This is a genomic window from Actinophytocola sp. (assembly GCF_045807065.1).
Lineage (GTDB): Bacteria > Actinomycetota > Actinomycetes > Mycobacteriales > Pseudonocardiaceae > Actinophytocola.
The window spans coordinates 1-9,868 of record NZ_JBJMIE010000460.1 but is presented as its reverse complement, the minus strand read 5'-3'; the positions used below and the strand labels follow the sequence as shown (position 1 = coordinate 9,868).

Genomic DNA, 9,868 nt, shown 5'->3' with positions numbered 1-9,868 from the left:
GTGGCTTCACCTCGGTGTCGAAGTACGCCTGGATGACCTTGTGTTTGCCGGCGGCGCCGGCGGTGGAGCTACCGTAGGTGAAGGGAACATTCTCGGTGTCGCGCCTCCTCGAGTCGGGCTTGCGCCTGCCCTTGCGGTCGACGACCGCCTTGCCGTTGTCGTCAAGGAGGGGACGTTCGACCGTGATGGTCCAGTAGCCGAACTCGTCGTTGCGCAGCACCTTCGAGTAGTCGGTGTCGGCGTCGGTGAAGTCGGCGTATAACTTCACGACCTTGGTGCGGTCCGCCTCACTGAGCTCACGGTTCTTGGAGCCGAGGTTCTTGCGCATCTTGGTCCAGAACGGGGTGCCGTCGATGAGCTGGACCAAGCTTTTGCGGTCGGGATGCTTGTCGTTGTCGAGAATCCATATGTAGGTGGCGATACCGGTGTTGAAGAACATGTTGGTCGGCAGTGCGACGATGGCATCAACCAGGTCGTTTTCCAGCAGCCACTTGCGAATGTTGGAGGGGCCGGACTCGGCGGCGCCGCTGAAGAGCGGCGAGCCGTTCATCACGATCCCGGCCCGGCCGCCGCCGTCCTCCGGGGCGCGCATCTTGTGAACGAGATGGAGCAGAAAGAGCATCTGCCCGTCCGAGGTCGAAGGGAGGCCCGGGGCGAACCGGCCGTAGGGGCCCGCTTCGTCGCGCTCCTTCGTGATCGCCTTGGCGTACTGTTTCCAGTCGACACCGTACGGCGGGTTGGACATGCAGAAGTCGAACTGGCGGCCTTTGAACGCCTCATCGGTCAGCGTGTTACCGAAGGCGATGTTGGACGCGTCGTGGCCCTTGGCGAGCAGGTCGGACTTGCAGATCGCGTACGACTGCGGGTTGTACTCCTGCCCGTACAGGCTTAGCTTTGCGTCGGGATTGCGTGTGAGCAGGTGATCCTCGGCCAACGCGAGCATGCCGCCGGTGCCCGCAGTGGGGTCGTACAGTGTGCGGACGATGCCGACCTCGGTCAGGTCGACGTCTTTTTCGGCGAAGAGCAGGTCGACCAGGAGTCGGATCGCGTCCCGTGGGGTGTAGTGGTCACCGGATGTCTCGTTCGCGGCCTCGTTGAACTTGCGGATGATGTACTCGAAGGCGTCACCCATGTCGGCGTTGGAGACGACGTCCGGATGCAGGTCGATGGTCTTGAAGGACGTGATGATCTCGCGCAGGAGCCCAGCCTTCTCCAGGGCGGGGATCTCCTTCTTGAAGTCGAAGTACTCGAACACGTCGACATCGGGCGAGAAACGGTCGATGTAGTCGGCCAGGTTGTCCGCCATCCCGTCGGCGTCAGACAGTAGGTTGGCGAAGGAGTAGTTCGAGGTGTTGTAGAACGGCCTGCCGGTCGCCTTCTTGACCTCAATCCTGAGCCGGTTCGGGTTTTCGTACTTCGCCGCCAGCTTGCGTACCGTCACACGGTCGGGCTCGAGAATGCAGTCAAGGCGACGCAGGATCGTGAGCGGAAGGATCACGTTGCCGTACTGGTTGGGGCGGTAGGGACCCCGAAGCTGGTCGGCGATCGACCAGATAAAACTACCGAGGGTGCTCACAAGTCTCCTTACGAGGCTCGTTCGAGGATGAATGTTGTACGTCCAGCGCGAGTCCGTGCGCCGTCCGAACGGGCGGCGCACAGTCTGCAGCAGCCGGTGCCCTGATGTGAGTTCTCCGCGATTGGCTGTGTCTCCCGGTCAACTACGTCCCTGGTGAGGCGCGAGTTCATAGGCTGGCTGGGCCCTCCATGGAAGATGGTTCAGCCTTGCTCCGGTGGTGCCTCCAGTGACATAGAGAGCGGAAGGCGGCACCTTGCGAACGTGTCACTCGGCTGTCACTACCGTCTTTGCAGGTCAGATGATCTGTCGTGACAGAGTGACAGGTGTTACACACGTAGCCTCTCATCGGCCCATGCGCTGACTTGAACCGCGGCGTGGATACATCCACGCGGGATGACCTGTGCAGGAAGCCGGGGAATTGATCCTGAATGCGTGTTTCTCGCCAGCCCAAACCGCGCCAACTCGCAAGCCCCCGGGACCGGTTCCCGGGGGCCTTCTCGCGCCGCGTTGCTACTTCGCCACGATCTCCAGAAGAGAGTTCAGCGCGGATGTCGGTAGAGTCAGCGCGGAGCCAGCCGCGTTCTTCGAGTCGCGCACGGCAGCTACCTGCGGGCCGCGCCACAGCTCTACGCAGTTCTCTCCTTGGTCACTACGCGTGCTCTTTCGCCACTGTGCGTTGTCAGGGATGGGGACGGGTGACTGCATCGGTGGTACTCCTACAGCTCTGCGATCCGACGGTTGATCAGCTCGATTGTCCCCTGAGGGCTGAGCGCGTCGGCCCGTAGCTTGTCGAAGACCAGGTCATATACCCGCTGGTGCTCGCGGCCGAGGTAGTCGGACGTGGTCAGTCCGGCCACGTAGACCAGGCCCGGCCGGCCTTCCATCAGGTTGACGATGGAGAAGGACACGCCGTGTGACGCGTGCGCTCCGGCGCTGAACGGCATCACCTGGACGGACACGTTCTCCAGTTCGGCTAGATCGCGGACCTGTTCGAGCTGCCCGCGGAGCGTCTCGGAACCACCGATGGAGCGGTGCAGTGCTTCCTCGCCGACGACCAGCCACAGCCGCGGAGCGTCTGGCGCGCGCAGGCGCTCGACTCGCTTCGCGCGGTCCTGTGCCATCGGCTCGACGTCGGCCGGTCGCACGGTGACCACGCGTTCGAGCTGGGCCCGGGCGTAGTCGGCCGTCTGCACCGTGCCCGGGAACGCGTCCGCGTTCCACAGCTTCAGCTCACGTGCCGCCGCGACGAGGTGCACGTACTTGGCCGCCCACTCCGCGACGCGACTGGGCGGGAGCTTGCGGCGAGCGAGGCTCGCGAGTCGTTGCAGCTCGCCGGCCTCCTTCGGGCCGATCTTGAACGCACGGATCGCAGCCGCCAGATCCTTGTCGCTCGTCGGGACGTCGCCCTGCTCGATCTTGGACAGCTTGCCTGCGTACCAGCCGAGGGCCTTGGTCGCGTCGGTGCTGCTCAGCTCGATCGACTCGCGGGCGGCGCGCAGCCTGGCACCCAGCAAGATCCGCTGAACGAACGGACCCAGGTCCGCCTCTGCGCCAGGGTTGTTGTCGCCCTCGTCCGCTGTGGTCATGGCGGGCATTCTCCCGTGGTGCTCACTCACCGTGTACCGCAAGTACTCCGTTCGGTGCAACTTTAGTTCTCGCCAACTCCAACCGGAAATTCCGGTGTAGTTTCCTGTCTGTCGGTGGGGCAGGGTTCGGGTTCTCCCGCTGAGGGGCGCTCCGCGATTCGACGGTTAACGAGCGCCTCTCTGCTGTCCCACCGGCCCGAACAAGGGAGTGGCCATGGACGTGCCGCAGGTCGGGGACATCGAGATCCGCCTTCTGCTGGACAAGATGACGCGTCGAGGGTGGACGTTGTACGAGTGGGGCCACAGCTCCGGCTCCGAACCTGAGGTACGCGGTGCCGCGTTCTTCTGGGACGACGGTGCCGCTGACGTCGTTCTCGTGCGCAGGACGGGTGCCGTTGCCTACCGGACGCCGCCATGTCGGGACGTGTTCGTGCCCGAGTTCGTCACCGAGTGGGACAGCGGCGTGCCGGTACACGCGCTCAGGGCCGCGCTCACCTGGGACGAGTACGGCAAGGAGCGGGTACAGCGGCCGTTGGTGACGCCTCCGCCTGGTTGCGCGCTACCGCCTGCGTTTCGGCACGGCCTCACCGAGAGCGTGCGCACGCCGAACAACCCGAACCTCGTGATCCGGCCGGCCATGAGAACACCACACCGGCATTAGTTCACCCGATCACCCAGCTACGGGTGCCTCCTTCCCCGCGTAGCTGGGCGCGGTCCGCCTCCCGTCCCCCTACGCCATCCCGGGAGGCGGACCGCAACCATCGCCATAGGAAACCCCGTCCGGGGTACATGAGCCGGAGACCCTGGCTTTGGCGGACACTAGACATCGGCTGGTTCAGCGAAAGGGATCGCAGACATTGAGCAGCACAGCGGCTCTGACCGAAGAGACGGCGCACGACTTCCTGGCGAAAGCCTGCGAACAAGTCGACGTCGACCCGACCGGCGCGAAGCTCGTCCGGCTGGGTTCGAACGCCGTGTACCGGCTCGCCGAACCTGTCATTGTGCGGATCAGCCGCGACGCGGACACCGTGGAGAACGTCACGCGGCAAGTCCAGGTGGCGCGCTGGTTGGAGCAGGCCGACTACCCGGCCACTCGCGCGCTCGACGTCGATCAGCCCGTTGACGCCGACGGGCACCCTGCCACCTTCTGGGTATCGATCTCCGAGAACGAGAAGTACGCGCCGATCCGGCAGGTTGCCGATCTGATCCGGCGACTGCACGATCTCGAACCGCCGAGTTTCACGCTCCCAGCCGCGCAACCGTTCGCCGACCTGGACAACCGTCTGTCCGTGCTCGCGAACCTCGACGCCGCGGACGCCGACTTCCTCCGCGAGCTGATCGGAGAGCTGCGGAACCGGTACGACAACTTGGAGTTCCCGCTGCCGCCGGGCGTGATTCACGGTGACGCGAACGTCGGCAACGTGATCCTGAGTCGCGACGGTGACCCCGTTCTGATCGATCTTGACGGTTTCGCTGTCGGTCCGCGCGAGTGGGATCTGGTGCAGACAGCCCTGTTCTACGAGCGGTTCGGGTGGCACACGGAAGAGGAGTACCGGACGTTCGTCGACGTGTACGGGTTCGACATCATGTCGTGGTCCGGGTACCGCGTTCTGGCCGGCTACCGCGAGATCTCGATGACGTTGTGGCTCGCAGGCAAGGCCGACGCCGACGAGAAGGCGGCCGCCGAGGTTCGCAAGCGCGTGGAGTCGATCAGGTCTGGCGGAAGTCGTCGGGACTGGGCACCGTTCTAGCGTCCTGGGGAGTCCAGAGGCGAGTGCCGGACGCCTGCTCCTCGAACTCCCTGACGGTTGCCGTGTCACCGACGCGCGTGAGCCGCTCTCGGAACTCCTTCACGTAGGCACCGCAGCGGGCGGACTTCAGTTGCTCGCCGATCTCCAGCGCGCTCAGCGCCACTCGGCAGGCTTCCTCAAGTTCGCCCTGCTCAAGGTATGAATCCGCGAGGACCATCGTCGCGAAGAAGTCGCTGCGGACGTAGCCGCTGGGAGTCGGTCCGAGCGACTGCGTGGCGTACATGCTGGCGTCCACGGCGCGCCCGAGGTCGCGGTTGCAGTGGCCCAGCTCCGCCGCCAGCTCCGCGTCGTTGAAGTAGGCGAACCACTCGGCGGGGTCGCTCTCGGTGTTCCGTCGTTCGAACTCGCGGACCGCGCCGGACATGGCTTCGTCGCATGCCGCCGCGTCGCCGAGACGTGCCAGGGCGCGAGCCTCCATCGCGTAGAAGTGCGCCGCGGCGCTCGCCGATCCGGCCGTCGTCGTACCCAGTCGAGCGGCTCGCGCCAGGTTGGCCGCCTCGCGGTACCGGCCGAGGAACGTGGCCTGGTGGCTCATGGCGTCGAGGATGCTCGCGCCGAGCAGCCGGTCACCGGACGACTCGGCGAGTCGAAGCGCCTGGATGAAGTACCGCTGGGCCAGGCCGTGAAGCCCGGCGTCGTATGACATCCACGCGCCGAGAAGGGTCGCCTGCGCAGCGGCCTTGAACAACTCGCGGCCGATCTCGTCGCTGTACGCCCCGCGCAGCAGGCCGGCCAGGTCGGTACGCAGGAACTGGATCAGCGCGGTTCGCGCGTGGCCGCCGCCGTGCTGGCCGTCGAGGTGATCGAACATGTCGGTCGTGCTGCGGACGCCTGCGATGTCCCCCGGCCCGACTCGGCGACTCCCCGTGCTGTGCGTCTCGTCGTGCCTGGCCGACACCAGCCAGGACAGCGACGCGTCGTTCCACGCCCCGACGTTGGCGGGTGCCGTGATGAGCGTCGACGCGCCTGCGAGATCCGCCTGCCACAGGTCGGTGACCGCGGCGATTCCGTCCGCCGCCTTGTCCGGGTAGGACAGACCCAGGTCGGTAGGCACCTTCTTGGACTTGCCGAATCCGACCTCGTCGAGGCTGACCGGTCGGCCGAGCTTCTCGCCGAGGGCCTGCGTAATGGCGCGACGCACCTTCTCCTCACGCGGCACCATGCCGTTGAGCCAGCGGCGCACGTACGTGTGGTTGAGGTCCCGGCCTGCGTATCGGCTCACGGCGCGGCCGAACACCTTCAGCCCGACGGTGCCGTCTTCACGCAGGAAGCCCGCCGCCAACATCACCGCTTCGAGCTGCTCGTTACCCGCCATCTCGTCCCCCGACTGTGCCCCGACTGTCCAAGTGTGCCCCCTAGTGTGCCCTGTTTGCGCAGGTCAAGGGGCGGTTTCATAGAGCCATGGCACACACGGCGACAACCGGACACACAGGAGGAAGCCATGGCCAAGACCCACATGCCGCTGCCGACCGGCGGCAAGACCCTGTCCAAGTTGATCAGTGCGTTTGTCGCTGTCGCGCTTCTCGTGATCGCGGTGAAGCACCCGAGCGAGGCGGCCACCATGGTGAAGGCACTTGGGGGCGCAATCGTTGATGTGATCGAGCGACTGTGGACCTTCGTTCAGCAGTTCGGCGGCTGACGCGCGCACTGTCAGGTCCTCAGTTTGTCCAGCGCGTTCGACAGCCGATCGGTCACCTCGTCGAGCCGCTGTTGTACGTCGGCCACGTCTCCGCGGAGCGCCAGCAGCTCCGCCCGGACGTCCGCGATGCGGGCCTCCGGCGTCTCGTCCGTCGCTGCGGGGGAGCGCACCACGGCGGTGCTCTTGTCCTTGAGGGTCAGGAAACCCTCGTCCGCGAGCAGGTGCAGGGCGGCGCTGGTCGTCGCACGCGAGCCGCCGAGTTCGGCAGTGATCTCGCGTGTACTCGGCATCCTGCTGCCGACCGGGTACTCACCGGTTCTGATCCGGTCTCTCAGCGTCGCGGCGATGTCCTTGCGACCAGGCATTAGTCCCCTTCCGCTGGCATCTCCACGCCGTTCCTTAGTCAACATCCGATCTTAGCTGGCCTAGGCCAGAACTTGACATCTTGCATCTGGACTACTTACTGTCCCACTATTCAAATCTGGCCTAGTCCAGATGTAGCTCATGAGGAGACCGATGTTTTCGCTGAAGATCACCGACAGGCAGGTTGCCGAAGCGCTGATGCCGCAGCTGGACCAGGACATTGCCGCGGTTGCAGAAGAGGAAGCCACAGCGGCTGAGATCGCCGAGATCGACGCCCTGGTCGAGGAAGCCGAGCGCGAGTGGGCAGCGGCTGAGCAGCGCGAGACCGTGCGGCTCACGCGGGTGTTCACCGACCAGACGCGTGCACGTCGGGCACGTCGCCGTGAGGACCGGACGGTCCTGCGGACGCTGCCGACCCGCTTCGACATCTCCGACGTGCCTGGAGAGGTGGCGTGATGACGCCCCAACACCAGTTCAACCCCGGCCCGGTGGTGACGCCGGCAAGCAACCCCCACCGGGTCGGGTCTCCCAACCACCTGCAAGGAAGTGGAGAGGCCCCAATGGTAGGCACCAGCTACATCTCGGGCTACGCGCCCGATCGGAGGGAACAGCGCCGGTTGGATGAGGCCGCGCGAGCCGAGGAAGCGCGCAGGAACGCGCGGGTGCTCGCGGAGATCGAGACCGCGAAGGACGCCGCGCGAGCAGAGCGAGAGCGCGCAGACGCGGAACACCGTGTCCGTCTGCGTCAGCAGGCCCGCGCGGAGAAGGACGCCCGACGTGCGACGGCACGCGCTCAGCGCACTGCCCGCGTTGCGGCCGTGCGTGGCTGGGCCAGTGCACACGTGGTGGATCTGCTGATCTACCCGCTGGCGCTGGTGTCCGCCGTGATGGCGGTGCCGGCCATGGCCGCCTACGGGTACAGCCTGTATGACTCCGCGACCGGGCTCGCGCTGTTCTTCATCACCGAGCTGGGCATGTGGGCGTTCTCGATCGCGGTCCACGTGACTCGCCACCGGCACCCGGAGCGTCCGGTGTGGGCATTGCAGGTCGGCGTGTGGACGTTCACCGCGGCCGGTTTCGGCGTGAACTTCGGTCATGGCTGGCAGGCCACCGGCAGCGTGTTCGACGGCATCGTGATGGGCCTGGCAAGCGTGGCCGGTGTGATCGCGCACCAGTTGGTGACCGCGTCGCCGCGCCGGTCCCGCACCGAGCGGGACGCCGCGAAGATGGCCGCACGAATGGCGCGCAAGGTAGCCCGAGTCCAGCGTGCCGCTGTCCGTACTGCCGTGGCTCAGATCGAGGAGGACGGAACGGCGCGGCTGGTCTTCACGACCGGCACGTTCACGCTCAGCCGTCGGCACGGGCTGGAGCCGGTGGCCGAGGCTGTCGACACGGTTACGCCGGAGCCCGCCAAGTCCGAGCGCAAGCGTGCTGCTGGCCGGAAGGTGCGCAAGGCAAGTCGGAAGCTGCTTGCGGACTACGTGAACGACGCGCGGGCCTCGTGGTCGCCGGGTGTCGAGATCACCCCGGCATGGGCACGCCGCGCCAGCGGCTGTTCCGCTGGCCTGTCGCCGAAGGTGGCAGCGGTTCTCCGCGACGAGATCACCACGACGCATCCCGCCGTGCGGTCTGCCGATGGTCAGGAGGCTGCCTGATGAAGACCCCAACATCCGACGGCGGCCCGCGCCGTGACGTTCACGATCACGTTCACGGCGGCATTCACGAGACCGACACAGGGGAGTTCATGAACCACCCGAAGGACGTTCACGAGCACCCGCCCGTGAACGGCAACGTGATCCCCCTGCAATCCCGCAGGACGGTCAACAGTGAAGCCCGTACCGGGGGAGCGGACACCGCCTACGAGATCGAGCTGGACGAGTCACGCCCGGCTGTCACACCGCTGCCGGTCGACACCACGTCGGCCGTGCCGGTGCAGGCCACAGACGGGAAACGTCGCCCGATCATCCCGCCGCAGCTACGGCCGCAGAATCTCAAGGCCACGGCCCGCCGCGCGGGTGGCCGCGCCGCGCACGTGTCCGCGTTCCACGCGGTTCGCGCGCCTTGGTACGTCGTGCGGCTGGCCTACTACGCGGCACGCGGTGTGCTGCGGGTGGCGGGCGGTCAGATCCGGTGGTGGTGGGTGCCGGGCGCGTACACGATGGAGCAGCACGCCGCGAACACCAACCAACTGTTGGAGTGGCAGCGGGTGCACCGGGAGGTCAAGGCCACCCGCATGTGGCGCGGCATCGTCCTGGCCGCCGAGACGCTGGCGTTGGTGATCGGGCTGCCGATCATGTTGGCGCTGGTGCCCGCCGCGTGGCTGCTGCTCGTCGGCACGGGTGCTGTCGCCGGGCTGGCGCACTACGGCCGTCCGGCTGGCCGGACGCTGATCGGCACGGCGGTGGTGGCACCGCGGTTCCGCAAGCTCAACTCGGACATCGTGCTGCGCGCCTACTACGCCGCCGGTCTGGGCAACCTCAGCAAGCCAGAACAGCAGATCCAGTTCGGTTCACCAATGTCGCGCGATGCGCGGAACACCGGTTCCCAGGTCGTGATCGATCTGCCGTACGGCAAGGGCTGGTCGGACGTGATGAACGCGCGAGAGAAGATTGCGTCCGGTTTGGACGTGCACGTGAACCAGGTGTTCCTCTCGCCGGACAAGACGTCCAGCCGCCGGCACATGCTGTTCGTGGCGGACCGCGATCCGCTGGCGGTGCCCGCTGGGCGGACGGACATGCTCGACTGCAAGCCGCGCTCGATCTGGCGGCCGTTGCGGTTCGGCAAGGACGAGCGCGGCAACCTCGTCGAGCTGACCCTGATGTGGGTGTCCATTCTGATCGGCGCGCAGCCGCGGAAGGTCTAGATGTTAAGAGCGTGGTTTATGGATATAGTG

General features: G+C 66.3%; 11 protein-coding genes. 6 read left to right on the top strand and 5 right to left on the bottom strand.

What is annotated here, in order from left to right; genetic code table 11:
- From ACJ73U_RS27030 to ACJ73U_RS27020, 3 genes are all read right to left on the bottom strand, one after another.
- On the bottom strand, positions 1–1,576 hold a 1,576-nt coding region (locus tag ACJ73U_RS27030; protein WP_407780527.1), incomplete at its 3' end, for an N-6 DNA methylase.
- 510 nt (positions 1,577–2,086) lie between these two features.
- Positions 2,087–2,281, bottom strand: a complete 195-nt coding sequence (locus ACJ73U_RS27025; RefSeq protein ID WP_407780526.1) for a DUF397 domain-containing protein — start codon at positions 2,279–2,281, stop codon at positions 2,087–2,089.
- Between the two features lie 11 nt (positions 2,282–2,292).
- Positions 2,293–3,162, bottom strand: coding sequence for a helix-turn-helix domain-containing protein (locus ACJ73U_RS27020; protein WP_407780525.1), 870 nt, complete (start codon positions 3,160–3,162; stop codon positions 2,293–2,295).
- A gap of 214 nt (positions 3,163–3,376) precedes the next feature.
- Between ACJ73U_RS27020 and ACJ73U_RS27015 the strand changes: the two genes are divergently transcribed.
- Both ACJ73U_RS27015 and ACJ73U_RS27010 read left to right on the top strand, forming a co-directional pair.
- Positions 3,377–3,823: a hypothetical protein gene (locus tag ACJ73U_RS27015; RefSeq protein WP_407780524.1), complete on the top strand. Its 447-nt coding sequence runs from the start codon at positions 3,377–3,379 to the stop codon at positions 3,821–3,823.
- Between the two features lie 196 nt (positions 3,824–4,019).
- The gene (locus ACJ73U_RS27010; protein WP_407780523.1) at positions 4,020–4,913 is read left to right on the top strand and encodes a phosphotransferase; all 894 of its coding nucleotides are present in this window, start codon (positions 4,020–4,022) and stop codon (positions 4,911–4,913) included.
- Here the strand turns inward: ACJ73U_RS27010 and ACJ73U_RS27005 are convergent.
- Entirely contained in the window at positions 4,873–6,288 is a 1,416-nt protein-coding gene (locus ACJ73U_RS27005) for an XRE family transcriptional regulator (RefSeq protein WP_407780522.1), read from the bottom strand. The two genes, ACJ73U_RS27010 and ACJ73U_RS27005, sit on opposite strands and share 41 nt — an antisense overlap.
- Before the next feature lie 126 nt (positions 6,289–6,414).
- Here ACJ73U_RS27005 and ACJ73U_RS27000 point away from each other — a divergent pair, with 126 nt between their 5' ends.
- Positions 6,415–6,612 carry a hypothetical protein gene (locus ACJ73U_RS27000; RefSeq protein ID WP_407780521.1) on the top strand — a complete coding sequence of 66 codons (198 nt, stop codon included), beginning with the start codon at positions 6,415–6,417 and terminating at the stop codon, positions 6,610–6,612.
- 11 nt (positions 6,613–6,623) lie between these two features.
- Here ACJ73U_RS27000 and ACJ73U_RS26995 read toward each other — a convergent pair whose 3' ends face one another.
- Entirely contained in the window at positions 6,624–6,977 is a 354-nt protein-coding gene (locus ACJ73U_RS26995; RefSeq protein ID WP_407780520.1) for a winged helix-turn-helix domain-containing protein, read from the bottom strand.
- Between the two features lie 151 nt (positions 6,978–7,128).
- Here ACJ73U_RS26995 and ACJ73U_RS26990 point away from each other — a divergent pair, with 151 nt between their 5' ends.
- The 3 genes from ACJ73U_RS26990 (at position 7,129) to ACJ73U_RS26980 (ending at position 9,838) form a co-directional block, all read left to right on the top strand.
- On the top strand, positions 7,129–7,431 hold the full coding sequence (locus ACJ73U_RS26990) for a hypothetical protein (RefSeq protein ID WP_407780519.1): 303 nt from the start codon (positions 7,129–7,131) through the stop codon (positions 7,429–7,431).
- A 206-nt stretch (positions 7,432–7,637) separates the two neighbouring features.
- Positions 7,638–8,630 carry a hypothetical protein gene (locus ACJ73U_RS26985; RefSeq protein WP_407780518.1) on the top strand — a complete coding sequence of 331 codons (993 nt, stop codon included), beginning with the start codon at positions 7,638–7,640 and terminating at the stop codon, positions 8,628–8,630.
- 89 nt (positions 8,631–8,719) lie between these two features.
- Positions 8,720–9,838, top strand: a complete 1,119-nt coding sequence (locus ACJ73U_RS26980) for a hypothetical protein (RefSeq protein WP_407780517.1) — start codon at positions 8,720–8,722, stop codon at positions 9,836–9,838.
- Positions 9,839–9,868 lie beyond the last annotated feature (30 nt).